Here is a 25773-nt window from a genome sequence, read left to right as displayed (position 1 = left end):
GGCTCACAGGTCCTGGAGGTCCCCGGGCTCCCGCCCCGGCTCCTCCGGAGCGGCGTCCGCGGCGTCGCCGGCGCCGTTGGAGGGATTGTCCTCGCCGCTGCCGGGGAGGTCGCCCAGCGGCTCGGCCGGGGTCTCGGCGCCCGCGGAGAAGTCCACCGAGGTGCCGCCGGCGAAGGGGTCGTCCGCGGAGAAGTCCACGGCGCTCTCCTCGGTGGCCTGGGCGAAGAAGTCGGCGCCGAAGACGTCGGCGGCGAGGTCGGCCTCCGTGGTGAGCTGGCCGTTCTCGGCGAATCCGGCGTGCTCGACCGGGCGGCCCTCGATGAGGCCCTCGTCGATCTCGCGGAAGGAGATCGACAGCGGCTTCTCGTTGAGCTGGGTGTCCACGAGGGGTCCGACGTACTCGAACAGGCCCTCGTGCAGCTGCGAGTAGTAGGCGTTGATCTGCCGGGCCCGCCGGGCGCCGAAGATCACGAGCCCGTACTTGGAGTCGGACTTCTTCAGCAGGGCGTCGATCGGCGGGTTGATGATGCCTTCGGTGTGGGTAGACAAGCGATTGCTCCAGACGGGGTGGACGGGTATCAGGATGCCTGCTCGGGGTCGACCCCCATGAGCTGCACGAGTTCGGCGGCGGCGCGCTCGACCCGGTCGTTGATCACGGTGTGGTCGAACTCGGGCTCTGCCGCGAGCTCCAGTTTAGCGGTTTCCAGCCGGACCCGCTGTTCGGCCGCCGTCTCGGTGCCCCGGCCGACGAGCCGGGCGACCATCTCGTCCCAGCTGGGCGGGGCGAGGAACACGAAGGTGGCCTCCGGCATGGTGTTGCGGATCTGGCGGGCACCCTGCAGGTCGATCTCGAGCAGGACGCTGCGCCCGCGCTCGAGGGCCTGCTCCACGGTGGAGCGCAGCGTGCCGTAGCGGTGCGAGTTGTGCACCACGGCCCACTCGAGCAGCCGGCCGTCGCGGGCCATGGCGTCGAACTCCTCGTCGGAGACGAAGAAGTAGTGGGTGCCGTCGACCTCCCCGGGTCGGGGGTCCCGGGTGGTCGCCGACACGGACAGCCACACCTGCGGGTAGTGGTCCCGGACGTAGGTCGAGACCGTGCCCTTGCCCACGGCCGTGGGGCCGGCGAGCACGGTCAGGGACGGGCGCGCGGTGCGGGGCGCGTCGGGGCTCACGGGCATCCTCCTGGGACTGGGGTGTTTCCCCCAATCTAGCGGATCTCGCCCGGGCCCCCGCGCCCCGCCCGTGGGTGTCAGCGGTCGAGGTGCTCGATGAGCGCCTTGCGCTGGTGCACGCCGAGACCGCGCAGCCGCCGGGTGCGGGCGATGCCGATCTCGTCCATGATGGCCGCGGAGCGGACCTTGCCGATGCCGGGGGTGGCCTCGAGCAGGTCCGAGACCTTCAGCCGGCTCACGGCCTCGTCCCGGTCCGCCCGGTCGAGGATCTCCGCGACCGTCATGCGGCGCTCGCGCAGCCCCTTCTTCACGTCGGCGCGCGCCGTGCGCGCCCGGGTGGCCTTCTCCCTCGCGGCGGCTCGCTCGTCATCCGTCAACGGTCGCAGTGCCATGTGGTTCCTCCTCGTCGCCACGGACTGCAGCCCCCGTCCCGCGAGAGGACGGACAGCCCGTTTGCTAAAGAAACTACATGAAGATCGATGCTTTGCACGGCAACACGACCGTGGCGTGACCAGGGGTGTCGTCGCCGGGGCACCGGAAGGAGCGGGAGTGCAGGCGCATCCGGAGCTCAGCCCAGCGCGGCCGCCAGCTCCCCGGCGGAGCGGCGGACCGCCTCCTGCAGCGCCGCCGCGTCCGGTCCCCGGCGCAGGATCGCCCGGCTCGAGGCCGCGAGCACCTGCCCGGCCGCCGCGCCGAACACGGCCGGCAGGTCCTCGGCGCGGGCGCCCTGCGCGCCGTAGCCGGGGGCGAGCAGCGGTCCCCGCACGGCCGTCAGGTCGACGCCGAGCTCGGCCAGGGCGTTCCCGACCGTGGCGCCGACCACCAGCCCGCAGGGGCCCAGCCCGGCCCGGGCGGCGGACCCGCCCCCGGGAAGCCGGGCGTTCTCGGCGGCGGCCGCGGCGCACACGGAGCCCGCCACCGAATCCCGGCCCCCGACGTGCTGGACGGAGCGGCCCTCGGGGTTGGACGTGAGCGCCAGCACGAACGTGCCGCGGCCGGTGCGGACCGCCAGGTCCAGGGCCGGGCGCAGCGACTCGAAGCCGAGGTAGGGGCTCAGGGTCACGGCGTCCGCCGCGAGCGGGGACCCCTCCCCCAGCCACGCGGCCGCGTAGGCCTCCATCGTGGAGCCGATGTCGCCGCGCTTGGCGTCGGCGACCGTCAGCAGGCCGGCCGAGCGCGCCTGCGCGAGCAGGTCCTCGAGCACGGCGAAGCCGGCGGCCCCGTAGGGCTCGTACAGCGCCACCTGCGGCTTGATCGCGGCGGCGTGCCCGGCGGCCGCCTCCAGGACCGTCAGCGTGAACCGGCGCAGGCCCTCGGCGGAGCGGGGCAGTCCCCACGCGTCCAGCAGGACCGGGTGCGGGTCGATGCCCACGCACAGGGGCCCGTGCTCGTCCATCGCCGCGCCCAGCCGCGCGCCGAAGGGCGCGCGGCTGGGCGCTGGGGGCACCGGGGCGGGGACCTCAGGCACGCACGACCTCGGGCTCGTCGGCGCGGAGCAGGGCCTCCAGGCGCTGTTCGTGCTCCTGCAGGCTCGTCACGTCCCACGAGTAGGCGCGCAGCGCGGTGACGGCCTGCAGGGCGGCACCCAGCACGGAGACCGTGGTCATCAGGGGCACGCCCACGCTGGTCGCCGCGGCACGGATCTCGTAGCCGTCGCCGCGGGCCGCGCCGCCGGCCGGGGTGTTGAAGATCAGGTCGATCTCCCCGTCCGTGATGAGGTCCACGATGGTCCGCTCGCCGGGGGCCGTCTCCCGGATCTTGCGGACCACGGTGGACTCGATGCCGTTGCGGCGCAGCACGTCGGCGGTCCCGCCGGTGGCGAGGATCTCGAAGCCGAGGTCCCGGAACATCCGCACGTAGGCGATCGAGGAGCGCTTGTCCTTGTTGGCCACCGAGACGAACATCCGCCCGGACGTGGGCAGGGAGACGTTCGCCGCGGCCTGGGCCTTGGCGAAGGCGGTGTCGAAGTACTTGTCCAGGCCCATGACCTCGCCGGTGGAGCGCATCTCCGGGCCGAGCAGGGAGTCGACGACGGCTCCCTCGGCGGTGCGGAACCGTGCGAAGGGCAGGACGGCCTCCTTCACGGCCACGGGGGCCGAGGCGGGCAGCGTGGACCCGTCGATCCGCTGGGGCAGGTGGCCCTGGGCCCGCAGCTGGGCGATGGTCGTCCCGGTGCCGATCAGGGCGGCGGCCTTGGCCAGCTGCACGCCCGTGGCCTTGGAGACGAACGGTACGGTGCGGGAGGCCCGCGGGTTCGCCTCGATGACGTAGAGGATGTCGGAGGCCACGGCGAACTGGATGTTGATGAGCCCGCACACGCCCACGCCGCGGGCGATCGCCAGGGTGGCCTCGCGCACGCGCTCGACCACGTCCGGGCCGAGGGTGATCGACGGCAGGGTGCACGCGGAGTCCCCGGAGTGGATGCCGGCCTCCTCGAGGTGCTCCATGACCCCGCCCACGTAGAGCTCCCGGCCGTCGTAGAGGGCGTCCACGTCGATCTCGATGGCGTCCTCGAGGAACTTGTCGATCAGCGCCGGCCGCGAGGCGGAGACCTCGGTGGCGTTCTGCAGGTAGCGGGCCAGGGCCGGCTCGTCGTAGACGATCTCCATGCCGCGGCCGCCGAGCACGTAGGAGGGGCGCACGAGCACGGGGTAGCCGATCTCGTCCGCGATCCGCTTGGCGCCCTCGAAGGTGGACGCCGTGCCGTTCTTCGGCTGGCGCAGACCGGCCCCGGCGAGCACGCGGGCGAACTCCCCGCGGTCCTCGGCGAGGTCGATGGCCTCCGGGGTGGTGCCGAGGATCGGCACGCCCGCGGCCTTGAGCTGGGCGGCGAGCTTGAGCGGCGTCTGCCCGCCCAGCTGGACGAACACCCCCAGCAGCCCGCCGGTGCGCCGCTCCGCCTCGACGACCTCCATGACGTCCTCGAAGGTCAGCGGTTCGAAGTACAGCCGCGTGGAGACGTCGTAGTCGGTGGAGACGGTCTCCGGGTTGCAGTTGACCATGACGGTCTCGTGCCCGGCCTCGCGCAGCACCATGGACGCGTGCACGCACGAGTAGTCGAACTCGATGCCCTGCCCGATCCGGTTCGGGCCCGACCCCAGGATCATGATCGAGGGGCGCTCGTGCCGGCCGACCTCGCTCTCCTCGTCGTAGGAGGAGTAGTGGTACGGGGTGAACGCCTCGAACTCCGCCGCGCACGTGTCGACGGTCTTGAACACGGGCCGGATGCCCAGCGCGTGGCGCACGCCGCGCACCACGTCCTCGGCCAGGTGGGCGAGCTCGCCGATCTGCGCGTCGGAGAAGCCGTGCCGCTTGGCCAGGCGCAGGGTGCGGACCGTGAGGTCGGCGTCCTCGCGCACGACGTCCGCGACCTCGTTGAGCAGCACCAGCTGATCGAGGAACCAGGGGTCGATGCCCGTCGCCTCGTAGAGCCGCTCCACGGACGCGCCGGCCAGCAGGGCCTGCTGGACCTGCCGGATCCGCTCCGTGGTGGGCGTGCGGGTGGCGTCGACGAGCCGCGCCAGGGCGTCGGCGTCGAGCTCGCGGCGCACGAAGGAGAAGCTGGAGTCCTTCTGCTCGAGGGAGCGCATGGCCTTCTGCAGCGCCTCGGTGAAGTTGCGCCCGATCGCCATGGCCTCGCCGACCGACTTCATGGTGGTGGTCAGCGTGGGGTCCGCGGCCGGGAACTTCTCGAATGCGAAGCGCGGGATCTTCACGACGACGTAGTCCAGCGTCGGCTCGAAGGACGCGGGGGTCTTGCGGGTGATGTCGTTGGGGATCTCGTCGAGGGTGTAGCCCAGCGACAGCTTCGTGGCAATCTTGGCGATCGGGAAGCCGGTGGCCTTCGAGGCGAGGGCCGAGGAGCGGGAGACGCGCGGGTTCATCTCGATGACGACGACGCGGCCGGTGTCCGGCTCGATCGCGAACTGGATGTTGCACCCGCCGGTGTCGACGCCGACCTCACGGATCACGGCGATCGCGATGTCCCGCAGGTTCTGGTACTCGCGGTCCGTCAGCGTCATGGCCGGGGCCACGGTGATGGAGTCCCCGGTGTGCACCCCGACGGCGTCGAAGTTCTCGATGGAGCAGACAACCACGACGTTGTCGTGCTTGTCGCGCATCATCTCCAGCTCGTACTCCTTCCAGCCGAGGATGGACTCCTCGAGGAGCACCTCGGAGGTGGGGCTGTACTGGATGCCGGCGCCGGCGATGCGGTGCAGGTCCTCCTCGTCGTAGGCCAGGCCCGAGCCCAGGCCGCCCATCGTGAAGGACGGGCGCACCACCATGGGGTAGCCCAGCTCCTCGGCGGCGGCCAGAGCCTCCGGCATGGAGTGCACGATGACGGACCGGGCGGACTCGGCGCCGCAGCGCTCAACCACGCCCTTGAACTTCTCGCGGTCCTCGCCGAGGTTGATGGCCTCGACGTTGGCGCCGATCAGCTCCACCCCGTACTTCTCGAGCACTCCGTTGGCGTCGAGGGCGATCGCCGTGTTGAGCGCGGTCTGCCCGCCCAGGGTCGGCAGCACGGCGTCGGGCCGCTCCTTGGCGATGATCTTCTCCACCACCTCGGGGGTGATGGGCTCCACGTAGGTCGCGTCGGCGAACTCGGGGTCGGTCATGATGGTCGCCGGGTTGGAGTTCACGAGGATGACCCGCAGGCCCTCCTCCTTGAGCACCCGGAGGGCCTGCGTGCCCGAGTAGTCGAACTCCGCGGCCTGCCCGATGACGATCGGCCCGGAGCCGATGACCAGAACGCTGGTGAGATCTGTCCTGCGCGGCATGTCAGTTCTGCCCTTCTTCCTGTGCGTTCGGGGTGTCCTCGGAGCTCTGGGCGCCCTGGGCGCCGCCGGGGACGGCGTTGTCGACGGCCGGGTCGGCGCGGCCGTCCCGGTGGCTGTCCATCAGCTCGATGAAACGGCCGAAGAGGTAGGAGGCGTCGTGCGGGCCGGCGGCGGCCTCCGGGTGGTACTGCACCGAGAACGCGGGCAGGTCGAGGCAGTTGAGGCCCTCCACCACGTCGTCGTTGAGGCACACGTGGCTGACCTCGACGCGTCCGAACTCGCCCAGGGGCGCCTCGACCGGGCCGTCCAGCGGCGCGTCGACGGCGAAGCCGTGGTTGTGGGCGGTGATCTCCACGCGCCCGGTCCTTCGGTCCAGGACCGGCTGGTTGATCCCCCGGTGGCCGAAGACGAGCTTGTAGGTGCCGAAGCCTAGGGCCCGGCCGAGCAGCTGGTTGCCGAAGCAGATGCCGAAGAAGGGGATGCCGGCGCGCAGCACCTCCCGCAGCGTCCCGACCTGCAGCTCGGCGGTGGCGGGGTCGCCGGGGCCGTTGGAGAAGAAGACCCCGCGCGGGGCCAGGGCCTGGATCCGCTCGAAGCCGGTGTCGGCGGGCACCACGTGCACGCGCACCCCGCGCTCGGCGAAGCGGTGCGGCGTCATCGACTTGATCCCCAGGTCCACCGCCACGAGCTCGTGCAGCACCTCGCCCGTCCAGCCGTGCTCGGCGGGCTCGACGACGTAGGCCTCCGGGATCGAGACGGTCTCGGCGAGCCGGCGCCCCTCCATCCGCTCGGCGGCGCCGACCTCGGCCACGAGCTCGGAGTCGGGGCGCAGCGCGGCGTCCCCGGAGAAGATCCCGCCGCGCATCGCGCCGCGGTCGCGCAGGTGGCGGGTGATGGCCCGGGTGTCGACGTCCTGGATGCCGACGACGCCCTGCGCCGCCAGCTGCTCGTCGAGTGAGCCCTCGGAGCGCCAGTTGGACGGGCGGCGGGCGGCGTCGCGCACGACGTAGCCGGACACCCAGATCCGCCGGGACTCGGCGTCGGCGGCGTTGACGCCGGTGTTGCCGATGTGCGGGGCGGTCTGCACGACGAGCTGGCCGGCGTAGGACGGGTCGGTGATGGTCTCCTGGTAGCCGGTCATGCCGGTGGAGAACACGGCCTCGCCGAGGGCGGTGCCGAGCGCGCCGTAGGCGCGGCCGCGGAAGACGCGGCCGTCCTCCAGCACGAGCACGGCGGGGTCAGTGGTGATCGAGCTCAAGGGTCGTCCTCACGTTCAGGTCTGTGGTGCGGGAAGGCGGGGCGGCGGTGGGCGCCGCCGGCGGGTCAGGAGTGCGGTGCCGGGGCGATCGCCTCCACGGCGGCGAGGAGGCGCTGCTTGTCCTCGGCCCGCTGGGTGCGGAAGCCGGTGTCCACCACGGTGGCGCCCAGCCTCCAGGTGAGCACCGCGAGCCCGTCCTTCTCCACGAACTTGCCGACCATGCCGGAGCTGGTGCCCACGGCCACGAGGTCCGCGGCGGGGACGAACAGGGGCGGGGCGCCCTGTCGGTCGAGGAGCACGCCGTCGTCGAGGACCAGGGCCGTCGCCCGGGCACGGACGCCCAGCCCGTGGGCGGCGATCCGCTCGAGCGGGGCACCGGCCTCCGTGGTGCTCACGTACATGCCCGGCACGACGAGCCGGGGCTCGCGCTCCTCGATCCCCGCGGGCGGCGCGGCCAGCGCGGGGATCCCGGACTGGCGTCGCACGCGCGTGGTCCAGCCCCGGCGGAGCAGGGCGAACAGCACGGCGAGGACGAGGACCGTGACGAGCACGGTGGTGAGCTGGTCCATGGGACGGGGGCCTCCGGGCGGTGGAAGGGGTCGGCGCGGTCAGGCGGCAGGGGTCGGGACGGGGGCGTTGAGCGACCCGTCGAGGACGGTGGGGTGGCCCCGGAAGAAGGTGGCGCGCACCGCACCGGGCAGCTCCATGCCGCGGTAGGGGCTGTTGCGGCCCTTGGACGCGTGCCGGGCGGGGTCCACCACGGTGGTCGCGGCCGGGTCCCACAGGGTGATGTTCGCGGGCTCGCCCTCTTCGAGCGGGCGGCCCTGGCCCGCCAGGCGCCCGATCCGGGCGGGGGCCGCCGAGGTGATCCGGGCGACGTCACGCCAGGTCAGCAGGCCGGTGTCGACGAGACTCAGCTGGACCACGGACAGCGCGGTCTCGAGCCCGGTCATCCCGTTGGCCGCGCACGACCACTCGCACTCCTTGTCCTCGGCCGGGTGCGGCGCGTGGTCGGTGCCGATCACGTCGATGGTGCCGTCGGCCACGGCCTCGCGCAGGGCGTGCACGTCCTCGTCCGTGCGCAGCGGCGGATTGACCTTGAACACCGGGTCGAAGCTGCGGACCCGCTCGTCGGTCAGCAGCAGGTGGTGCGGGGTGGCCTCGGCGGTGACGTCGATGCCGCGCTGCTTGGCCCAGCGGACGATGTCCACGGAGCCCCTGGTGGAGAGGTGGCAGATGTGCACGCGGGAGCCGACGTGCTCGGCGAGCAGCACGTCGCGGGCGATGATGGCCTCCTCCGCGACAGCGGGCCAGCCCGTCAGCCCGAGCTCGGCGGACACGGAGCCCTCGTTCATCTGGGCGCCCTCGGTCAGCCGCGGCTCCTGGGCGTGCTGGGCCACGACGCCGTCGAAGCCCTTGACGTACTCCAGGGCCCGGCGCATGAGCACCGGGTCGTGCACGCACATGCCGTCGTCGGAGAACATCCGCACCCCGGCGCGGGACTCGGCCATCGCCATGATCTCGGACAGCCGCTCGCCCTTGAGGCCCACGGTGACGGCGCCCACGGGACGGACGTCGACCCAGCCCGCGGAGCGGCCCAGCTCGTGCACCTGCTCCACGACCCCGGCCGTGTCCGCCACGGGATCCGAGTTGGCCATCGCGAAGACCGCGGTGTAGCCGCCGAGCGCTGCGGCCCGGGTGCCGGTCTCGACGGTCTCGGCGTCCTCCCGGCCCGGTTCGCGCAGGTGCGTGTGGATGTCCACGAGCCCGGGCAGGGCCACGAGCCCGGCGGCGTCGACGACGCGGGCGGCACCCGCCGCCGCGTCGAGATCGGGGCCGATGCGCCGGACGACTCCCTCCTCGACGAGGATGTCGGCGGTCTGCTCGCCGAGCAGCTGGGCGCCCTGGATGAGGTACGAGGTCACGTGGGTTCAGCGCTCCTGGGGGTGCGGGGTGGAGGTGGGGTCGAGGTCGTCGCCGGACAGCAGCAGGTAGAGCACCGACATCCGCACGGAGACGCCGTTGCGCACCTGGTCCAGGACCGTCGAGCGCGGCGAGTCCGCCGCGGCCGAGGAGATCTCCAGGCCGCGGTTCATGGGTCCCGGGTGCATGATCGCCGTGGAAGCCCCGGCGTCGTCGAGGGCGGCGACCCGCTCGGGGGTGAGCCCCCACTCCCGGGCGTACTCCTGGGGGGTCGGGAAGAAGGCGGCGTGCATCCGCTCCCGCTGCACGCGCAGCATCATCACGGCGTCCGGGGCGGGGTCCAGCGCCTCGTCGAGGGAGAACACCACCCGGCACGGCCAGTCCGCGATGCCGACCGGCAGCAGGGTGGGCGGGGCCACGAACGTGACGCGGGCGCCCAGGGTGGTGAACAGCCACAGGTCGGAGCGGGCCACCCGGGAGTGCAGGACGTCGCCGACGATCACCACGTGCATGCCCTCGAGGTCGAGCCCGCGGGTGCTGTCGCGGCCCTCGGTGCGGGCGCGGTGCTGGCGCAGGGTCATGGCGTCGAGCAGGGCCTGCGTGGGGTGCTCGTGCGTGCCGTCGCCGGCGTTGACCACGGCGGCGTCGATCCAGTCGGACTCGGCCAGCTGCTGCGGGGAGCCGGAGGCCGAGTGCCGGATCACCACGGCGTCGGCGCTCATCGCCGCGAGGGTCTGGGCGGTGTCCTTGAGGGACTCCCCCTTCGAGACCGACGAGCCCTTGGCGGAGAAGTTGAGGACGTCCGCGGACAGGCGCTTGGCGGCCGTCTCGAAGGAGATCCGGGTGCGGGTCGAGTCCTCGAAGAAAAGGTTGACCACGGTGCGGCCCCGCAGCGCGGGGAGCTTCTTGACGGAGCGCTGTCCCACGGCGGCCATCTGGTCCGCGGTGTCCAGGACGGTCAGGGCGGCGTCGTAGGAGAGGTCCTTCGTGGACAGCAGGTGCCTCATGCGCCGGCTCCCGGCGCGGTGGTCTCGATGACCACGCAGTCGGCGTTCGCGTCCGCGCGCGGCTCGGGGTCGGTCTCGGCCAGGCGGACCCGCACCTTCTCCTGGGAGGAGGTGGGCAGGTTCTTGCCCACGTGGTCGGCGCGGATGGGCAGCTCGCGGTGTCCGCGGTCCACGAGCACGGCGAGGCGGACCACGCGGGGGCGCCCGACGTCCACGAGGGCGTCGAGGGCGGCGCGCACGGTGCGCCCGGAGTACAGCACGTCGTCGACGAGGACCACGGTGCGCCCGTCGATGCCCTGCACGGGGATGCGGGTCGGCCGGGGGGCGCGGGCGGGATTCTTGCGCAGGTCGTCCCGGAACATCGTGACGTCGAGCTGGCCGAGGCTCGCGGCGGCGTCGAAGCCGGAGTCGGTCGCGGCGATCTTGGCGGCGATCCGCTGGGCCAGCGGATAGCCGCGGCGCGGGATGCCGAGCAGGACGAGGTCCGAGCTGCCCTTGTTGGCCTCGAGGATCTCGTGGGCGATGCGCGTCAGCGCGCGGTCGATGTCGGCTGCCGAGAGGATGACGCGCGCGGCCGCGGGTCCCGTCGAGGGACCGGCCGCGGAGGTGTCGTCAGTCATGGGTGCCGCCTCCTTCCCCGCCTCACAGGACGGACTTAAAGGTTGCTTGCTCGCCCCAAGTTAGCACAGCGGCCCTCCCGCCCCGCGCCGGACGTGACGCCCGCCTCGTCCGGGGACCCCGTCCGGGTCAGGCGCTGTGGTCGGCCCGCTCCCACCAGGCGGCGGTGGCCGCGGCGGAGCCGAGGGCGACGAGCACGACGCCCAGGATCCCGGCCGGGCCGGCGTCCGCGGCGTCCGGGCCGGCGGTCCCGGCGAGGAGGGCGGGCACGGCCCAGGGGAACCACGCGCCGTGCCCGACGGCGGCGAGCACCTGCGCCACGAGGACGGTGAGGAACAGGACCGCCACGGCGGGCAGGTAGCCCCGGCCCACGCTCGCGGCCAGCCCGTAGGACGCGGCCAGACCCGCCGTCAGGAGCCCGGTGCCGAGGACGCCGCCGGCGCCGCGCAGGGCCACACCGCCCGACCAGCCCGGCAGTCCGAGGGCCGCGCCGAGGACGAGCACGAGCGCGACGAGGAGCACCGTGAGCGCGGCGCACCAGACGAGCAGCAGCAGCAGCTTGGCGAGGACCACGGCGGTGCGGGAGGTGGGCAGGGCCAGCAGGTCGGTGGCGGTCCGGTCGGAGAACTCCCGGCCGAAGATCCAGATCGCGGCGGTCCCGAAGATGATCAGCCCGCCCACCGCGACGGTCTGCGCGGTGAGGGAGAAGTATCCCGGCCAGTCCGCGGTGCCGCCGGTGAGCTGCGCCTTGGTGCCGAGCAGTCCCATCGACCGGGCCCGGTCGACGTCCTGCAGCACGAACATGAAGAACGCCCCCACCCCGCCGGCGAGGGCGATGGCCCCGGCGGTGGCCCACGGCACGCGGGAGCGGCGCAGCTTCAGCGCCTCCGCGTGCACCGCGGCCCCGAGCTCACCGGGCACCGGAGCGCTCCTCCGGGCGCCCGGCGCCGACCAGGCGCAGGAAGTAGGTCTCGAGGTCCTCGCGGACCACCGCGAGGCCGGTGGGCGGCACGCCGCCGTGCACGAGGGCGGCGGCTACGGCGTCCGGCCGGTCCGTGGCCCGGGCTTCCCCGAGCACGACCGCGCCGGGCCCGCGGTGCGCCTCGAAGCCGGCGGCGGCCAGGACGCGCACCGCCCGGGCGTCGTCCCGCGTGGTCAGCTCCAGGTGGCGGCGGACCCGGTCGGGCAGGTCGGCCGTGGCGAACTGGTCGATCAGCCCGCCCCGGTGCAGGACGCCGATCCGGGTGGCGACGCGGGCGACCTCGCCGAGGATGTGGCTGGAGAGCAGCACCGCGGTGCCCTGCTCGCGGGCGAGGTGCTCGAGCAGGGTGCGGACCTCGACGACGCCGGCCGGGTCCAGGCCGTTGACCGGCTCGTCCAGGACCAGCAGGGAGGGCCGGTGCAGCATGGCCCGGGCCAGTGCCAGGCGCTGCAGGTTGCCCTGGGACAGGACGCGGGCGCGGCGGTCCGCGTGTTCGCGCAGCCCGAAGAGCTCCACGGCGTCCTGCACCGCGGTCGGCGACCGCAGCCGGCGCAGCCGGCGGGCGACCTCGAGGTTCTCGCGCACGGTGAGCTCGGGATAGGCGGAGGCGGCCTCCACGAGGTAGCCGACCTCGGCCCGGACCGACCGGTCGCCGCGGCCGCGGCCGAGGACCGTGACGGAGCCGGCCGAGGGCCGGACCATGCCGAGGACCGTCCGCATGACCGTGGTCTTCCCGGCGCCGTTGAGCCCCAGGAGCGCGTAGAGCTCCCCCGGGCGCACCTCGAAGGTGACGCGGTCGACCGCGCGCACGGCCCCGTAGTGCTTCGAGACGCCCTGCAGGCGCAGCGCGGGAGCTGTCATGCGGACCTCCCCGGAGCGGACGGTCGTGGTCCCGGTAGGATAGCGCTCCGGGCGGGGCGCTCAGCCCAGCAGGGTCGGCTTCATCTGCTGGAGCCGGCCCAGCAGGCCGTTGACGAAGCGCGGGGAGTCGTCCCCCGCAAGCTCCTTGGCGAGGTTCACGGCCTCGGCCACGGCGACCCCGTCCGGGACGTCGTCGTTGAACAGCAGCTCCCAGGCCCCCACGCGCAGCACGTTGCGGTCCACCGCCGGCATCCGCTCCAGGGTCCAGCCCTGGGAGTACGTCTCGAGGTACTCGTCGAGCTCACCGCGGCGCATCGTGACCCCGAGGACGAGTTCCTCGGCGTATGGGGAGACGAGCGAGTCGCTGTGCAGCCGGCGCCGCTCCATGACCTCCCGGGCGTCCTCGGAACGCTGCTCCGCCTCGAAGAGGATCTCCACGGCGCGCCGGCGCGCCTTGCCCCGGGCGCTCACTCGTTGACGCGGCCCAGGTAGTCACCCGTGCGGGTGTCGACCTTGACCTTGGTGCCCTGCTCGAGGAACAGCGGCACCTGGATCTGGTAGCCGGTCTCCACGGTGGCGGGCTTCGTGCCGCCGGTGGAGCGGTCGCCCTGCAGGCCCGGCTCGGTGTAGGTGATCTCGAGGACCACGGACGCGGGCAGCTCGATGTAGAGGGGGGCGCCCTCGTGCAGCGCGACGGTCGCGTTGAGGTTCTCGAGCATGAAGTTGGCGGCGTCGCCCACCACCTCACCGGGGACGGTGATCTGGTCGTAGGTCTTGTTGTCCATGAAGACGTAGTCGGCGCCGTCCTGGTACAGGTACTGGTACTCGCTGCGGTCCACCGTGGCGGTCTCGATCTTGGCGCCGGCGTTGAAGGTCTTGTCGACCACCTTCCCGGAGGTGATGTTGCGCATCTTGGTGCGCACGAACGCCCCGCCCTTGCCCGGCTTGACGTGCTGGAACTCGATGACGTTCCAGAGGTTGCCCTCCAGCTTCAGGACGGTGCCGTTCTTGATGTCGTTGGTGGTAGCCACAGGTTCTCTCTCTGGTTGTCTGGGAAGTCGGCAGGTCGGCGCGGCGGGGGGTGTCGTCCCGGACCGCGGACCATTCTAGCTGGGCGCGCCCTCGGCGATCTCCTGGTAGGTCGCGAAGAGGATCGCGGGGTCGGGAACCTCGAGCACGCGGGGCCGGCCGACGGCGTCGAGGACGACGAAGCGCAGCAGGTTCCCGCGGGTCTTCTTGTCCCGCTTCATGGCCTCCAGCAGCCGCGGCCACTGGTCCCACCGGTACGTGGTCGGCAGGCCGAGGGACGCGAGGACGCTGCGGTGGCGCTCGACGACGTCGTCGGACAGGTTCCCGGCCGTGCGGGCGAGCTCCGCGGCGAAGACCATCCCCACGGAGACCGCGGCGCCGTGGCGCCACTGGTAGCGCTCGTTGTGCTCGATGGCGTGGCCGAGGGTGTGCCCGTAGTTGAGCATCTCGCGGCGGCCGGTGTCGCGCAGGTCGCCGGAGACGACCTCGGCCTTGACCCGGATGCTGCGCTCCACGAGTTCGCGCACCACCTCGGACTGCGAGTCGCGCACCGCCTCCGGGTGGGCCTCGATGAGCTCGAGGATCCGCTCGTCGGCGATGAAGCCGCACTTGACGACCTCCGCCATGCCGGTGAGCAGCTCGTTCTCGGGCAGCGTGCTCAGCGTGTCGAGGTCGCACAGCACGGCTGCGGGCGGGTGGAAGGTCCCCACGAGGTTTTTGCCCTCGGCGGTGTTGATCCCGGTCTTGCCGCCCACCGCGGCGTCGACCATGCCGAGCAGGGTGGTGGGCACGTGCACCACGCGCACGCCGCGCAGCCAGGTGGCGGCCACGAAGCCCGCGAGATCGGAGACCGCTCCCCCGCCCACGGAGACGATGGCGTCCGAGCGGGTGAAGTCGTTCTGCCCGAGGACCTGCCAGCAGAAGGACGCCACCTGGACGTGCTTGCCCTCCTCCGCGTCCGGGATCTCGGCGGTGAAGGCCTGGTAGCCCTGGCCGCGCAGCTCCTCCATGACCACGTCGCCGGTGCTGCGCAGCGCCCGCGGGTGGATGACGAGCACGCGCTGGACGCGGTCGCCGAGCACCCGGGGGACCTCGCCGAGCAGCCCGTGGCCCACGAGCACGTCGTAGTTCTCGGCCGGACGGTCCCCGGTGACGGAGATGGTCGTGACGGTGCGGGGAGCGGACTCGCTCATGCCTGGGCCTCCTGGGTGCTGTCGGTGGTGCCGGCGCCGCCGCGTAGGGACCGCAGGCGGGTGAGCTCCGCCTCGAGGTCGGCGCCGATCTCGGCGACGGGCCGGTTGCCCCGGCCGTCGAGGGTGATGTCGGCGAGCTCCTCGTAGCAGGCGCGCCGGGACTCGTAGAGCTCCTGCCAGCGCCGCTCCGGGTCCGGCTGGAGCATGGGGCGGGTCCGGTTGCCGCTGATCCGCGGCAGCACGGTCTCGGTGTCCACCTCGAGGTAGGCGACGGTCTCGTGGCGCAGCAGCTCGCGGGTGGACGGGGTCGTGGGGGCGCCGCCGCCCACGGAGAAGATCGCGTTGGCGTGGTCGGGGTCCCGGAGTATCTCGGCGACGGTGTCCGCCTCGAGGTCGCGGAAATACTTCTCGCCGTGCTCGGCGAAGATCTTCGAGATCACCCCGTAGCGGGAGACGATGACCTGGTCCGCGTCCACGAAGTCGTAACCGTAGAACTTGGACATGTGCAGCGCCAGGAAGGACTTGCCGGCGGCCATGGGCCCGATCAGCACCACGGGCCGCTGCGGGACCGCGGGGGCGTCGGCAGGAGCGGGGAACTGGGCGTTCACGCCTGGCCCTCCCCGGTCTCGACGGGCGCCACGAAGGGGTCGCCCATGTGGTCGTCGCGGGCCGCGGCGGCGTCGTCCTCGAAGGCCCCGAGCTCGCCGGCGGAGTACAGGGACTCCGGGATGGATGCGAGGTAGGCGTCCCGGTTGCGGGCGGTCTCGGCGATCGAGTCCCCGCCGAACTTCTCCGTCACGGCGTCGGCGAGCACGAGGGCCACCATCGCCTCGGCGACCACGCCGGCAGCCGGCACGGCGCAGACGTCCGAGCGCTGGTGGTGGGCGCGGGAGGACTCTCCGGTGGCGACGTCGACGGTGCGCAGGGCCTTCGGCACGGTCGCGATGGGCTTCATGGCCGCACGCACGCGCAGGACGTCGCCGATGGACATGCCGCCCTCGATCCCGCCCGCCCGATTGCTGACGCGGCGCACGACGCCGTCGGCGCCGCGGGAGATCTCGTCGTGGGCCTCGGAGCCCGGCCGGGCGGCGGTCAGGAAGCCGTCTCCGACCTCGACGCCCTTGATGGCCTGGATGCCCATGAGGGCCCCGGCCAGACGGGAGTCCAGCCGGCGGTCCCAGTGCACGTAGGAGCCGAGCCCGGGCGGCAGCCCGTAGGCCAGGACCTCGACGACGCCGCCGAGGGTCTCCCCGTTCTTGTGGGCGGCGTCCACCGCCGCCACCATGGACTCCGCCGTGGCGGGGTCGAAGCAGCGCAGCGGGTCGGCGTCGAGCCCGCCGACGTCGGAGGGCAGCGGGCGCGGGGCGTCCACCGGGGCGCTGACCGTGCCCACAGCGGTCGTGTGGGAGACGAGGTGCACGCCCACGGCCTCCAGGATCTTGGCGGCGACGGCGCCGAGTGCCACGCGCGTGGCCGTCTCGCGGGCGCTGGCCCGCTCGAGCACGGGCCGGGCCTCGTCGAAGCCGTACTTCTGCATGCCGGTGAGGTCGGCGTGGCCGGGCCGGGGGCGGGTCAGGGGGGCGTTGCGGGCGCGGCCCGCGAGGACGTCCGGGTCCACGGGGTCCGCGGACATCACCTCGCGCCACTTGGGCCACTCGGTGTTGGCGATCTCGATCGCCACCGGCCCGCCCTGGGTCACGCCGTGGCGCACGCCGCCGAGGAGGCGCACCTGGTCCTGCTCGAACTTCATGCGTGCGCCGCGCCCGTAGCCGAGCCGGCGCCGGGCCAGGGCGTCGCGGACGTCCTGACTGGTCAGGCTCACACCCGCCGGGACGCCCTCGATGATCCCGACGAGCGCCTCGCCGTGCGACTCGCCGGCCGTGAGCCAACGCAACATAACAACTCTTTCCGTTCGGGGTCTCGACGGCAGGGCCGCGGAGGGCGCGGCCGCCGACAGGTCTCAGGTGCGGCGCAGGGACGGGACGGCGAGGATGGGCCGGCCCACGGCCGTGCACATGGCGGCGATCACGTCCTGCTCGCAGGGCAGGGGTGTGCCCGGATCGCGGCCGGTGAACAGGCGGATCTGGTCCACCGCCTGGAAGATCAGCATATCGAGTCCGGGGGCCACCGCTCCCCCGGCCCGGGACCAGGCGCCGGCGATCGCCGACGGCCACGGGTCGTAGGCGGCGTCGAGGAGCACCCCCGTGGTGGCCGGGGCGCCGGCCTCCAGCTGCGCCGCCAGCTCGTCCGCGCCGTGCGGCGGGAGCGTCGAGACGACCACGTCGTAGCCGGCCAGGAGGCCCGGCGTCTCGTCCCACGCCCGCAGTCGCACGGGGACCCCGAGCCGGCGGCCCGCATCGGCGGCGCGCCCGGCGCGGGCGGCGGAGCGCACGAAGACGTCCACCGAGGCGGCCCCGAGCCGCTGGGCGGCGGCGACGGCGGCCGTGGCCGTGCCGCCCCCGCCGAGGACGGCGGCCCGGGGGGCCTCCGGCACCGTGCCCGCCGCGAGCACCGCGCCCACGATGCCGGTGACGTCGGTGTTGTGGCCCAGCACCGTCCCGTCCGGGCGGAAGAGCAGGGTGTTGACCACGCCGACCGCGTCCCCCAGCGCCGTCAGCTCGTCGGAGCACGCTGCGGCGACCGACTTGAGGGGCATCGTCACCGACAGCCCGCGCCAGGCGGGGTCGCCACGGCGGGCGTCGACGAACGGCGGGAGCTGCTCCTCGACCAGGTCGTGGGCGTCGTAGTGCACGTCCTCGCCCAGCACCGCGTAGGCGGCGCGGTGCAGGTCCGGGGACCGCGAGTGGCCGATGGGGTGGCCCACCACGGCGGCGCGGGCGGGGCTCACCCGCACCGGCCCTCGTTCTCGCTGCACCACTGGTTGTACTCCTCCACGTACTCGAGGTGCTGGGCGTAGGTCTCGGCGAACTTCGTCTCGCCCGTGTCGAGGTCCACGGTCACCCAGAAGTAGTAGTCGTTGTCCTGCGGGTCGGCGGCCGCCACGATGGCGGCGTCCCCCGGGGAGCCGATCGGGCCCACCGGCAGCCCCGGGTTGGCGAAGGTGTTGTACCGGTTGGACGCGTCGCGGCGCTCCTCCTCGGAGAAGTCGTAGCTCCTGCGGTCGAGGCCGTAGGTCACCGACGCGTCGGACTGGATGAACCCGGACGTCTCGCCCTCGGGGTTGTCGAGGCGGTTCTGGATCGCGCCGGCCACCACGTCGTAGTGCTCGGGCTGGACCTCGAACTCGATGATCGAGCCGATGGTGAGCACCTCGAAGATCTGCTCCTCGTCGGTGATCCCGTTGTCGTCGAGGGTCGTGCGGGTGCGGTCGACCATGGCCTGCAGGATCTGCTCCGCCGTGGCGTCCAGCGGGAACCGGTACTCGCCCGGGTGCAGCCAGCCCTCGAGGGTCGGGAAGCGGTCCGGGATCCCGAACGTCCCCGTGTCTTCCTGGTAGGCCTCGAACTCGGAGACGGGGATGCCGGTGGACTCGCTGAGGATCCCGAAGACGTCGGACATGCGCAGGGTCCGGTTGACCGCCGCGTAGTGGCTGGCCTCGTCCTCCTCCATGAGCGCGCCCACGGCGGCCTCGGAGCTCATCTCCGTGCGCAGCTCGTACTCGCCCGGCTGGATGAACTGCTCGGCGTGGTCCTCCTGGTAGGTCTCGATGAACGTCTCGGCGTCCGCCACGATCCCCTGCGCCTCGAGGGCGACGGCGACCTGCCCGGTGGTGGCGCCCTCGGCGACGGAGAACGTCACGGGGTCCTTGCCCTCGCCGCGGTAGTCGCGGATCTCGAACCACCCGAAGGTGGAGGCGAGCACGGACACGGTGATCAGCGCGGCGAGCAGGAACAGGGCGATGGCCGTGGTCAGGGATACGCGGCCGCGGCGCAGGCGCCGCTTGATCTGCTCGGCGGTGAGCTCCTCGTGCTCGAACACGCCGCGCAGGCCCGTGGAGGGCTCCCGCGACGACGGTGCGTCGAGCAGGCTGCCCAGACCGCCGCCGGACGACTCGCGGGGCGCCTCGGGTCGGCGGGGCGCCGACTGGTCGTACGGATCGTCGCTCACGAATGCTCTCCGTCCGGATCGGTGGTCGTCAACGGTGCCGTGCGCGCCCGGTCGGGCGCTCCGGCGGTGTCCTCGGCGGTGTCCTCGGCCCTGCTTCCGGCTCCGGTGGACGACTCCCCGCGGTGCACCACGGCAGGACCCTGCCCGTCGTGGTCACCCCCATTATGCGGGACGGCGGCATCCTCGGTGCCCGGGAGCGGCGGGTCCACCGGCGCGCCGGGCTCCTCCCCGGTGGCCTTGGCCAGGTCCACGGCGCTCTGCAGGATGGTGGCGGCGGCCACCTGGTCGACCTTGTCCATGTGGTCGCGGCGGGAGATTCCGGCCTCCAGCAGCACCCGGTGGGCGTCCACCGTGCTGAGGCGTTCGTCGACCAGCCGCACCGGCACGTCGCGGCCCTTCACGCGCAGCCGCCGCACGAGGGCCTCCGCGTAGTCCCGCGCCATCGCGGTCGAGGCGTTCTCCCCGCCGTCGAGGCTGCGGGGCAGGCCGACGTAGACGGCGACGACGTCGTGCTCCTGGACCAGCCCGGCCAGGAGCTTCACGTCGAAGCCCTTCCGGGGGTCGCGCCGGAGCGTGGTGAGCGGCGTGGCGAGGATGCCGTCGGGGTCGCACAGGGCCACCCCGACGCGGACCAGGCCGACGTCGACCCCCATCCGCCGTCCCCGGGCGTAGGCGTCCCTCACGCGGCGGCGCCGCCCGTCGCCCGGGCGATGTCGGCCAGCACCGCGTCCAGGGCGGCCCCGGACCGGGCGGGGTCCTGCCCGCCGCCCTGGGCGATGTCGTCCTTGCCGCCGCCGCCCCCGCCGAGGACCTTGGCGGCCGAGCGCACGAGCCGGCCGGCCTGCACCCCGGCGTCGCGGGCGCCCTCGGTGGTGGCCACGAGGACCAGGGGACGGCCCTTGGCCGTGCCCGTGACGGCGACGACGAACGGCTCCGCCGTCATCCGGCCCCGCAGGTCGAGCGCGAGCGAGCGGACTTCGTCGGCCCCGGAGACCTCGCCCATGTCGTACGTCAGGGCCTTGACCGCGCCGACCTGGCGCACCCCGTCGAGCAGCGAGCCGGCCTGCGCCTGGAGCTTCTCCCGGCGCAGGACCGCGAGCTCCTTCTCGGCCGACTTCAGCTTCTCGAGGGTGCCCGCCAGGCGCTCGGGCAGCTCCGCGGAGGACTGCACCTTGAGCATGCCGGTGAGCTGGTGCACGAGGGTCCGCTCGGCGGCGAGGTGCCGGAACGAGTCCAGGCCCACGAGGGCCTCGACGCGGCGGTTGCCCGAGCCCACGGACTGCTCGGTGAGCAGGGTGAGCGAGCCGATCTGGGCGGTGGCGCCCACGTGCGTGCCGCCGCACAGCTCCCGGGACCACGGCCCGTTCAGCTCGACCACGCGCACCCGGTCCCCGTACTTCTCGCCGAACAGGGACATGGCGCCCATGGCCTTCGCCTCGGCGAGGGCCATCTCCTGCGTCACGACCTCGTGGTTCGCGTGGATCGCCGCGTTGGAGACTTCCTCGATCTCCTGGCGCTGGGCCTCGGCGAGCCCCTCGCCCCACGCGAAGTCGAAGCGCAGGTAGCCCTCCTTGTTGAAGGAGCCGCGCTGGACGGCCTCGGGCCCGAGGATGTCGTGGAGGGCGGCGTGCACGATGTGGGTGCCGGTGTGGGCGGCCTCGGCGGCCCGCCGCCGGGCGACGTCCACCTGGGCGAGCACCGTGGCCCCGGAGAGGGCCTCGCCCTCGCGTACGACCGCCTGGTGCACGGACAACCCCTTCACGGGCTGCTGGACGTCGGTGACGTCGAGCACGAAGCCGTCTCCGCTGATCGTGCCCCGGTCGGCGGCCTGGCCGCCGGCCTCGGCGTAGAACGGCGTCTCGTCGAGGACGACCTCGACGTGCGTCCCCGCCGGTGCGGCGGGGACGGTCACGCCGTCCTGCAGCAGGGCGCGCAGCACCGTCTCGTGGCCTAGCCGGGTGTAGCCGGTGAAGACCGACCCGCCCTCGTCGACGAGCCGGCGGAACACCGAGAGGTCGGCGTGGGCACCCTTCTTGGCGCGGGCGTCCTGCTGCGCGCGCCGGCGCTGCTCCTCCATGAGACGGCGGAACGCCGTCTCATCGACCGCGATCCCGGCCTCGGCGGCCATCTCGAGGGTCAGGTCGATGGGGAAGCCGTACGTGTCGTGGAGGGCGAAGGCCTCGACGCCGGAGACGGCCTGGCCCTGCCGCCGGGCGCCGGCCACCGCCTCGTCGAGCCGCGTGGTCCCCGACTCGATGGTCTTCAGGAACGCCCGCTCCTCGGCGTAGGCGATCCGGGAGATCCGCTCGAAGTCCTCGGCCACGTAGGGGTAGACACCGCGCATGGCGTCCCGGGACGCGGGCAGCAGCACGGGCAGGCAGGGCTCGGTGACCCCCATCAGGCGCATCGCGCGGATCGCGCGGCGCAGCAGGCGGCGCAGGATGTACCCGCGCCCCTCGTTGGACGGGCTCACGCCGTCCGCGATGAGCATCAGCGAGGAGCGGACGTGGTCGGCGACCACGCGCATCCGCACGTCGTCGTCGTAGCCCTCCTCCCCCGGCTTCTCCGAGCCGTGGTACCGCTTCCCGGAGAGCTCGGCCGCCTCGTCGAGGACGGGACGGACCTGGTCGGTCTCGTAGAAGTTCTCCACGCCCTGGAGCAGCATGGCCAGCCGCTCGACGCCCAGGCCGGTGTCGATGTTCTGCTCCGGCAGGTCGCCCAGGATCTCGTAGTCCTTGCCCGAGCCCTCACCGCGCTGGTACTGCATGAAGACGAGGTTCCAGATCTCGATGTACCGGTCGTCGTCGACCGCCGGGCCGCCCTCCTGGCCGTACCGGGGGCCGCGGTCGTAGAAGATCTCGGAGTCGGGGCCCGCGGGGCCGGGCTGGCCGGTGTCCCAGTAGTTCTCGTCCCGGCCCATCCGCTGGATCCGTTCGGCGGGCACGCCCACCGTGTCCTTCCAGAGCGTGTACGACTCCTCGTCGCCCTCGTAGACGGTCACCCACAACCGCTCGGGGTCGAGCCCGTAGCCGCCCTTCTCCTGGGCGCTGGTGAGCAGCTCCCAGGCCATGGGGATGGCCCGCTCCTTGAAGTAGTCGCCGAAGGAGAAGTTGCCGGCCATCTGGAAGAACGTGCCGTGCCGGGCGGTCTTGCCCACCTCGTCGATGTCGAGGGTGCGGATGCACTTCTGGATGGACGTGGCGCGCCGGTAGGGGGCGGTCTCCTGGCCGAGGAAGTACGGGATGAACGGGACCATGCCCGCGATCGTGAACATGGCACCGGGCTGGGAGGAGATCAGCGAGGCGGAGGGCACCACGGTGTGGCCCTGGCCTTCGAAGTAGTCCAGCCAGCGCTTGGTGATTTCCTGAGACAGCATTACCGGTGCTTTCCTTCGCGTTCGGTCGAGGGGTCGGTGGGGTCCGGCGCGGGCCCGTGCGCGTGGGGGGCGGCGGAGTCGTCGAGCACCGGCGGGGCGGCGTCGCGGGCTGTGAGGCGGGTGGCCGGCGGCCGGGGCGCGGCGACGCCGAAGGACTCGCGCAGTTCGGCCTCGCGCTCGTCCATGCCGGCGCGCACCGTGGCGGCGAAGCGGTAGAGCCGGGAGCGCCAGTCCCCCGCGCGGGGAGTGCGCGCGCCGCCGGAGGCGCCCGGCACGGAGAGGTCCTGGCCGGGCGACCGGGCGAACCGGGTGGCCGCGGCGCCCAGGACGCCGCCAGCGGCCACGAGGGCGAGCCTGCCCCAGAAGCTCATGGCCGGTCCTCCCCCGGGGTGCCGGGGACCTGCTCGTCGTCGGCCCCGAACCGGTCGGCCCGGTGGGAGCCCTCCGGGGCGGTGTCGCCGGTGAAAGCCCGGCGCACGCCGTGCGAGAACGCGGCGACCTTGATCAGCGGCTGGCCCACGGTGGAGGCCACCAGGGAGGACAGCGCGGAGACGTTCGCGGAGGCGTCGGAGACGTTGGTCGTGATGCCGTCCACCTTCTCGAGCTGCGAGTTGGTGGTCGACACGGTGCGGGTGACCTCGTCGATGAGGGGGACGGTCTCGTTGTTGAGCGAGCGGATCGTCAGCCGCAGCTCGTCGAAGACCTTGCCCAGCTTGAGGATCGGCACCGCGAGCAGGAGCACCAGCACGGCGAACACCCCCGCGGCGAGCAGTCCTGCGATTTCTCCACCGGTCATGGGGCAGCGCGCTCCTTGCTGGTCGGGTCGAGGGGGCCGGGGCGGCGGCACCGCCCGGGCGTGCGGGGAGGGGCACCGGCGCGGTGCCCGGTGATCAACTGTACCGAACGGGAGAGCCCGCGGCGCAGGCGCCGCGGGCTCTCCGCAGGGAAGGCCCTGCCTCCGGGGTGTCCCGGCGGCAGGAGCCCGCAGGCTCAGGCCATGCGGGCGTAGTACTCCACCACGAGCTGCTCCTCGCAGGTCACGGGGACCTCGGCGCGCTTGGGCTTGCGCACCAGCTTGGCCTGCAGCTTCTCGATCTGCACGTCGAGGTAGCCCGGGGTGTCGGGCAGCACGGCCTGGTGCGCGCCGGCGGCGGCGACCTGGAAGGGCACCATCTTCTCCGACTTGGCGTGCACGTGGATCAGCTGACCCTCCTTGACCTGGTAGGAGGGTCGGTCCACCCGCTCGCCGTCCACCAGGATGTGGCGGTGCACGACCATCTGGCGGGCCTGGGCCATGGTCCGGGCGAAGCCGGAGCGCAGAACCAGGGCGTCCAGGCGGGACTCGAGCAGGGCGACCAGGTTCTCACCGGTCTGACCCTCCTGGCGCTTGGCCTCGACGTAGGCGATGTGCATCTGCTTCTCGCGGATGTTGTACTGCGCCCGGAGACGCTGCTTCTCGCGCAGACGGACGGCGTAGTCCGAGTCGGCCTTCCGGCGGGCACGGCCGTGCTCACCGGGGCCGTAGGGACGGCGCTCGAAGTACTTCTCGGCCTTCGGGGTCAGGGCGATCCCGAGGGCGCGGGACTTGCGCACCTGGCGGCGCGCACGCGTGTTGTTAGCCACGTTTACCTTTCACAATGCGGTGCTCCCCCCCCGTCCGGCGTCCGGTGCGGGGGGAGCGTGTTCTGTTCGGTCCGGCCTCCGAGGACGGGATCGGTCCCGCCGGAGAGGTGAGGATCAGCCGCAATCCTCCTGTCCTGCAAGCGCCGTGGCCGTGCGCCGTGCACCGTGGTTGAGGCGGTGCACCGGGCGTGCGGGAGCACGGGCCTTGCCGGCCGACGTCCCACTATAGCGTGTGCGGGGGCCGTCGCGCGCCCCGACCCCGCGCGCCGGAGCGCCGCCCGTGGTCCACGGGCGGGGCTCCGGGCCTGCGGGGAGCGGCGGTGTCAGTCGACGTCCTCGTCGACCCAGCCGAAGGACTTGGTGACGGCCTTCTGCCAGTTGCGGTACAGCCGGCCGCGCCGGTCCTCGTCCGTCGCCGGCTCCCACCGCGTGTCCTCGGCCCAGTTCGCGCTGACCTCGTCGGTGCCTGACCAGAAGCCCACGGCGATGCCGGCCGCGTAGGCCGCTCCGAGGGCCGTGGTCTCCGTGACGGCCGGACGCACGACCGGCACGCCCAGCTGGTCGGCCTGGAACTGCATCAGCAGCTCGTTTGCGGTCATGCCGCCGTCCACCTTCAGCTCCGTGATGTCCACCCCGGCGTCGGCGTTCATCGCCTCGACCACCTCGCGGGACTGGTAGGCCGTCGCCTCGAGGGCCGCCCGGGCGATGTGGCCCTTGTTGACGTAGCGGGTCAGGCCCACGAGGGCGCCGCGGGCGTCCGGGCGCCAGTGCGGGGCGAACAGGCCGCTGAAGGCCGGCACGAAGTAGGCCCCGCCGTTGTCCTCCACCGAGGCGGCCAGCGACTCGACCTCCGGAGCGGAGGAGAGGATCCCGAGGTTGTCCCGCAGCCACTGCACCAGGGACCCGGTCACGGCGATGGAGCCCTCCAGGGCGTAGACGGCGTCCTGGTCGCCGATCTTGTAGCACACCGTGCTCAGGAGGCCGTTCTCCGAGTGCACCACCTCGGTGCCCACGTTCATCAGCACGAAGCTGCCGGTGCCGTAGGTGTTCTTGCCCATGCCCTTCTCGAAGCACGCCTGCCCGAACATCGCGGCCTGCTGATCGCCCAGGATGCCGGCGATCGGCACGTCCTTGAGGAAGCCCCGGGTGCGGCCCCTGCCGTAGACCTCGGAGGAGGAGCGGATCTCGGGGAGCATCGACGTGGGGATGCCCATGTCGGCGCAGATCTCCTCGTTCCAGTCCAGGCTCGCCAGGTTCATCAGCATGGTCCGCGAGGCGTTGGTGACGTCGGTGACGTGCACCCCGCCGTCCACGCCGCCGGTCATGTTCCACACCAGCCACGAGTCGGTGTTGCCCATGAGCAGGTCACCGCGCTCGGCCCGCTCCCGGGCGCCGTCCACGTTGTCCAGGATCCACTTGACCTTCGGGCCCGAGAAGTAGCTGGCCAGCGGCAGCCCCACGCGGTCCTTGTACCGGTCGGGGCCGGCGTCCCCGCCGAGCTCCTCGACGATCTTCTGGGTCCGGGTGTCCTGCCAGACGATGGCGTTGTAGACGGGCTGCCCGGTGGTGCGGTCCCAGACCACGGTGGTCTCGCGCTGGTTGGTGATGCCCACGGCGGCCAGGTCCCGGGCATTGATCTCGGCGGAGGCCTCGGCGTCCGCGACGACCTTGCGGACGTTGCGCCAGATCTCCAGCGCGTCGTGCTCCACCCAGCCGGCGCGCGGGAAGATCTGCTCGTGCTCGAGCTGGCCGGTGCTGACGATCGATCCCCCGTGGTCGAAGATGATCGCCCGGGTGCTGGTGGTGCCCTGGTCGATGGCCATGACGTACTTCTGGTCGGTGCTCATGGGTGGTACCTCGCTTCGTGGTGGTGTGGTGTGGG

The 25773-nt window shown here is 72.9% G+C and carries 25 protein-coding genes; all 25 read right to left on the bottom strand.

Going from position 1 to position 25773, the window contains the following annotated elements; all coding sequences use genetic code 11:
- Positions 1-3: 3 nt before the first annotated feature.
- Entirely contained in the window at positions 4-549 is a 546-nt protein-coding gene (rpoZ, locus tag ACFYE1_RS07450; RefSeq protein ID WP_387741465.1) for a DNA-directed RNA polymerase subunit omega, read from the bottom strand.
- Between the two features lie 29 nt (positions 550-578).
- Positions 579-1178, bottom strand: a complete 600-nt coding sequence (gene gmk, locus ACFYE1_RS07445) for a guanylate kinase (RefSeq protein ID WP_387741464.1) — start codon at positions 1176-1178, stop codon at positions 579-581.
- A 71-nt stretch (positions 1179-1249) separates the two neighbouring features.
- Positions 1250-1564, bottom strand: coding sequence for an integration host factor, actinobacterial type (gene mihF, locus ACFYE1_RS07440; RefSeq protein ID WP_387741462.1), 315 nt, complete (start codon positions 1562-1564; stop codon positions 1250-1252).
- 176 nt (positions 1565-1740) lie between these two features.
- Positions 1741-2640, bottom strand: a complete 900-nt coding sequence (gene pyrF, locus ACFYE1_RS07435) for an orotidine-5'-phosphate decarboxylase (RefSeq protein WP_387741460.1) — start codon at positions 2638-2640, stop codon at positions 1741-1743.
- On the bottom strand, positions 2633-5953 hold the full coding sequence (carB, locus tag ACFYE1_RS07430) for a carbamoyl-phosphate synthase large subunit (RefSeq protein WP_387741458.1): 3321 nt from the start codon (positions 5951-5953) through the stop codon (positions 2633-2635). The genes pyrF and carB overlap by 8 nt, the downstream gene beginning before the upstream one ends.
- 1 nt (position 5954) lies before the next feature.
- Positions 5955-7211: a glutamine-hydrolyzing carbamoyl-phosphate synthase small subunit gene (gene carA / locus ACFYE1_RS07425; RefSeq protein ID WP_387741456.1), complete on the bottom strand. Its 1257-nt coding sequence runs from the start codon at positions 7209-7211 to the stop codon at positions 5955-5957.
- Between the two features lie 65 nt (positions 7212-7276).
- Positions 7277-7780, bottom strand: a complete 504-nt coding sequence (locus tag ACFYE1_RS07420) for a PH-like domain-containing protein (RefSeq protein WP_387741454.1) — start codon at positions 7778-7780, stop codon at positions 7277-7279.
- 39 nt (positions 7781-7819) lie between these two features.
- Positions 7820-9136 (bottom strand): dihydroorotase, encoded by a 1317-nt coding sequence (locus ACFYE1_RS07415; protein ID WP_387741453.1) that lies wholly within the window; start codon positions 9134-9136, stop codon positions 7820-7822.
- Positions 9137-9142: 6 nt separating this feature from the next.
- Complete coding sequence (locus ACFYE1_RS07410) at positions 9143-10141, bottom strand: aspartate carbamoyltransferase catalytic subunit (protein ID WP_387741451.1); 999 nt, start codon at positions 10139-10141, stop codon at positions 9143-9145.
- Positions 10138-10761, bottom strand: coding sequence for a bifunctional pyr operon transcriptional regulator/uracil phosphoribosyltransferase PyrR (gene pyrR / locus ACFYE1_RS07405; RefSeq protein ID WP_387741449.1), 624 nt, complete (start codon positions 10759-10761; stop codon positions 10138-10140). The genes ACFYE1_RS07410 and pyrR overlap by 4 nt, the downstream gene beginning before the upstream one ends.
- A gap of 127 nt (positions 10762-10888) precedes the next feature.
- Entirely contained in the window at positions 10889-11680 is a 792-nt protein-coding gene (locus tag ACFYE1_RS07400) for an ABC transporter permease (protein ID WP_387741447.1), read from the bottom strand.
- Positions 11670-12602 carry an ABC transporter ATP-binding protein gene (locus ACFYE1_RS07395; protein WP_387741445.1) on the bottom strand — a complete coding sequence of 311 codons (933 nt, stop codon included), beginning with the start codon at positions 12600-12602 and terminating at the stop codon, positions 11670-11672. The genes ACFYE1_RS07400 and ACFYE1_RS07395 overlap by 11 nt, the downstream gene beginning before the upstream one ends.
- A 60-nt stretch (positions 12603-12662) precedes the next feature.
- Positions 12663-13073, bottom strand: a complete 411-nt coding sequence (nusB, locus tag ACFYE1_RS07390; RefSeq protein ID WP_387741443.1) for a transcription antitermination factor NusB — start codon at positions 13071-13073, stop codon at positions 12663-12665.
- Positions 13070-13633, bottom strand: a complete 564-nt coding sequence (efp, locus tag ACFYE1_RS07385) for an elongation factor P (protein WP_387741441.1) — start codon at positions 13631-13633, stop codon at positions 13070-13072. Before efp ends, nusB begins: the two co-directional genes overlap by 4 nt.
- A gap of 75 nt (positions 13634-13708) precedes the next feature.
- Positions 13709-14824: a 3-dehydroquinate synthase gene (gene aroB, locus ACFYE1_RS07380; RefSeq protein ID WP_387741439.1), complete on the bottom strand. Its 1116-nt coding sequence runs from the start codon at positions 14822-14824 to the stop codon at positions 13709-13711.
- The gene (locus ACFYE1_RS07375) at positions 14821-15432 is read right to left on the bottom strand and encodes a shikimate kinase (protein WP_387741437.1); all 612 of its coding nucleotides are present in this window, start codon (positions 15430-15432) and stop codon (positions 14821-14823) included. The genes aroB and ACFYE1_RS07375 overlap by 4 nt, the downstream gene beginning before the upstream one ends.
- Positions 15429-16721 (bottom strand): chorismate synthase, encoded by a 1293-nt coding sequence (gene aroC / locus ACFYE1_RS07370; RefSeq protein ID WP_387741435.1) that lies wholly within the window; start codon positions 16719-16721, stop codon positions 15429-15431. The genes ACFYE1_RS07375 and aroC overlap by 4 nt, the downstream gene beginning before the upstream one ends.
- 63 nt (positions 16722-16784) lie before the next feature.
- Positions 16785-17678 (bottom strand): shikimate dehydrogenase, encoded by an 894-nt coding sequence (locus ACFYE1_RS07365; protein ID WP_387741434.1) that lies wholly within the window; start codon positions 17676-17678, stop codon positions 16785-16787.
- Complete coding sequence (locus tag ACFYE1_RS07360) at positions 17669-18892, bottom strand: endolytic transglycosylase MltG (protein ID WP_387741432.1); 1224 nt, start codon at positions 18890-18892, stop codon at positions 17669-17671. The genes ACFYE1_RS07365 and ACFYE1_RS07360 overlap by 10 nt, the downstream gene beginning before the upstream one ends.
- On the bottom strand, positions 18889-19545 hold the full coding sequence (gene ruvX, locus ACFYE1_RS07355; RefSeq protein ID WP_387741430.1) for a Holliday junction resolvase RuvX: 657 nt from the start codon (positions 19543-19545) through the stop codon (positions 18889-18891). The genes ACFYE1_RS07360 and ruvX overlap by 4 nt, the downstream gene beginning before the upstream one ends.
- Positions 19546-19571: 26 nt before the next feature.
- Positions 19572-22268 (bottom strand): alanine--tRNA ligase, encoded by a 2697-nt coding sequence (alaS, locus tag ACFYE1_RS07350; protein WP_387741428.1) that lies wholly within the window; start codon positions 22266-22268, stop codon positions 19572-19574.
- Positions 22268-22639, bottom strand: a complete 372-nt coding sequence (locus ACFYE1_RS07345; RefSeq protein WP_387741426.1) for a hypothetical protein — start codon at positions 22637-22639, stop codon at positions 22268-22270. The genes alaS and ACFYE1_RS07345 overlap by 1 nt, the downstream gene beginning before the upstream one ends.
- A complete protein-coding gene (locus tag ACFYE1_RS07340; RefSeq protein ID WP_387741424.1) occupies positions 22636-23064 on the bottom strand; it encodes a DUF948 domain-containing protein in 429 nt (142 codons plus the stop codon). The genes ACFYE1_RS07345 and ACFYE1_RS07340 overlap by 4 nt, the downstream gene beginning before the upstream one ends.
- 194 nt (positions 23065-23258) lie before the next feature.
- Positions 23259-23891, bottom strand: coding sequence for a 30S ribosomal protein S4 (gene rpsD, locus ACFYE1_RS07335; RefSeq protein ID WP_017832285.1), 633 nt, complete (start codon positions 23889-23891; stop codon positions 23259-23261).
- A 323-nt stretch (positions 23892-24214) separates the two neighbouring features.
- The gene (gene glpK / locus ACFYE1_RS07330; RefSeq protein WP_387741422.1) at positions 24215-25738 is read right to left on the bottom strand and encodes a glycerol kinase GlpK; all 1524 of its coding nucleotides are present in this window, start codon (positions 25736-25738) and stop codon (positions 24215-24217) included.
- Positions 25739-25773 lie beyond the last annotated feature (35 nt).

This window comes from Kocuria nitroreducens, from assembly GCF_042879195.1.
Classification (GTDB): Bacteria; Actinomycetota; Actinomycetes; order Actinomycetales; family Micrococcaceae; genus Kocuria; species Kocuria nitroreducens.
The sequence above is the reverse complement of the archived record's forward strand: the minus strand, read 5'-3'. Positions and strand labels throughout refer to the sequence as shown.

Excerpts from the sequence above, each read along its gene's own strand:
- gmk (WP_387741464.1), bottom strand. The coding sequence starts at position 1,178 with ATGCCCGTGAGCCCCGACGCGCCCCGCACCGCGCGCCCGTCCCTGACC.
- ACFYE1_RS07345 (WP_387741426.1), bottom strand. The coding sequence starts at position 22,639 with ATGAGCTTCTGGGGCAGGCTCGCCCTCGTGGCCGCTGGCGGCGTCCTG.
- glpK (WP_387741422.1), bottom strand. The coding sequence starts at position 25,738 with ATGAGCACCGACCAGAAGTACGTCATGGCCATCGACCAGGGCACCACC.
- alaS (WP_387741428.1), bottom strand. The coding sequence starts at position 22,268 with ATGCTGTCTCAGGAAATCACCAAGCGCTGGCTGGACTACTTCGAAGGC.
- ACFYE1_RS07420 (WP_387741454.1), bottom strand. The coding sequence starts at position 7,780 with ATGGACCAGCTCACCACCGTGCTCGTCACGGTCCTCGTCCTCGCCGTG.
- ACFYE1_RS07395 (WP_387741445.1), bottom strand. The coding sequence starts at position 12,602 with ATGACAGCTCCCGCGCTGCGCCTGCAGGGCGTCTCGAAGCACTACGGG.
- ACFYE1_RS07410 (WP_387741451.1), bottom strand. The coding sequence starts at position 10,141 with ATGAGGCACCTGCTGTCCACGAAGGACCTCTCCTACGACGCCGCCCTG.
- mihF (WP_387741462.1), bottom strand. The coding sequence starts at position 1,564 with ATGGCACTGCGACCGTTGACGGATGACGAGCGAGCCGCCGCGAGGGAG.
- pyrR (WP_387741449.1), bottom strand. The coding sequence starts at position 10,761 with ATGACTGACGACACCTCCGCGGCCGGTCCCTCGACGGGACCCGCGGCC.
- ACFYE1_RS07340 (WP_387741424.1), bottom strand. The coding sequence starts at position 23,064 with ATGACCGGTGGAGAAATCGCAGGACTGCTCGCCGCGGGGGTGTTCGCC.
- aroC (WP_387741435.1), bottom strand. The coding sequence starts at position 16,721 with ATGTTGCGTTGGCTCACGGCCGGCGAGTCGCACGGCGAGGCGCTCGTC.
- ruvX (WP_387741430.1), bottom strand. The coding sequence starts at position 19,545 with ATGGGGGTCGACGTCGGCCTGGTCCGCGTCGGGGTGGCCCTGTGCGAC.
- aroB (WP_387741439.1), bottom strand. The coding sequence starts at position 14,824 with ATGAGCGAGTCCGCTCCCCGCACCGTCACGACCATCTCCGTCACCGGG.
- carB (WP_387741458.1), bottom strand. The coding sequence starts at position 5,953 with ATGCCGCGCAGGACAGATCTCACCAGCGTTCTGGTCATCGGCTCCGGG.